We start from the raw sequence: 1,442 nt of genomic DNA on the forward strand, positions 1-1,442 counted from the left end.
GTGGACGACGACTTCTTCCGCCTCGGTGGTCACTCCCTCCTCGCCATTCGGCTGGTGGAGGTGCTGCGTCGGCGGGGTGTGTCGGTCTCGGTACGGGCGCTGTTCCAGACGCCGACCCCTGCCGGGCTGGCCCTGGCTGTGAGCGCCGACCGGGTCGTCGTGCCGCAGAACCTGATTCCGGACGGCGCGAGCGTGATCACACCGGAGATGCTCCCGCTGGTGGACCTGACCGCCGACGAGGTCGAGCGGGTCGTCGCCACCGTCGACGGTGGCGCGGCCAACGTCGCCGACGTCTACCCGCTCGCCCCGCTCCAGGAGGGCCTGCTCTTCCACCACCTGCTGGCCCACGACGACGATGACGCGTACGTGATGCCCGTGGTCATGGAGTTCAGCTCCCGTGAGCGCCTCGACGCCTTTCTCGACGCGCTGAGGCAGGTGATCGCACGCCATGACATCCTGCGGACGGGAATCGTGTGGGACGGACTGCGCGAGCCCGTCCAGGTGGTGTGGCGCCGAGCCGAACTGCCGGTCCACGAAGTGATCTTGGATCCGCACGACACCGACCTGGTCAATGAGCTGCTGACCGGTGTCGGCCTGTCGATGAACCTCGCGCAGGCACCGCTGATCGACACCCACATCGCGCCCGTCCCCGGGGACGAGCGGTGGGTGGCGCTGGTACGGATGCACCACATCGTCCAGGACCACACCGCACTTGAGGTGCTACTCGCGGAGCTGGACGCGTACCTCACCGGCCGTGATGCCGGTCTGCCCGAGGCGCTGCCGTTCCGCAACTTCGTCGTCCAGGCGCGCACCGGGGCGGACAGCGCCGAGCAGGAGCGCTACTTCACCCGCCTGCTCGGGGACGTCACCGAAGGCACGGCACCGTTCGGCGCGGTGAACGTGCGTGGCGACGGCTCCGGCGTTGTGCGCGCCACGCTGGCCTTCGGCCTCGAGTTGGACGCGCGGATGAGGGAGGTCGCCCGCAGGCTGGGCGCCAGCGCGGCGACGGTGATGCACGTCGCTTGGTCGCGTGCGCTTGCGGTGATGGCGGGACGGGACGATGTTGTTTTCGGCACCCTGCTGTTCGGCCGGATGAATGCCGGCGCGGCTGCGGAGCGCGTGCCGGGCCCGTTCATCAACACGCTGCCGGTGCGGGTGCGGACGGATGAACTCGGCGTGCTGGGTGCGGTGTCGGCGATGCGGAGTCAGCTCGCGGAGCTGCTGGAACACGAGCACGCGCCGCTGGCGCTGGCCATGCAGGCGAGCGGAGTGGTCGGGGACGCGCCACTGTTCTCCGCGCTGTTCAACTACCGGCACAACACCGACGAGGGGCCCGAGCCGCCGGCGGAGCCCTGGGACGGACCGGTGGGTGGCATCCGCACCTTGTACGCGAGGGAGCGGACCAACTACCCGCTCGCTGTCTCGGTCGATGACGATGGTGA

At 69.8% G+C, this 1,442-nt stretch carries 1 protein-coding gene; it reads left to right on the top strand.

Features of this window, described 5'->3' with window-relative positions:
- The coding region (locus AAW14_RS39305) for a condensation domain-containing protein (RefSeq protein ID WP_265569257.1) at nt 1-1,442 on the top strand (1,442 nt) is incomplete at both ends.

The sequence above is a fragment of the Streptomyces hygroscopicus genome (genome assembly GCF_026168105.1).
Lineage (GTDB): Bacteria > Actinomycetota > Actinomycetes > Streptomycetales > Streptomycetaceae > Streptomyces > Streptomyces hygroscopicus_D.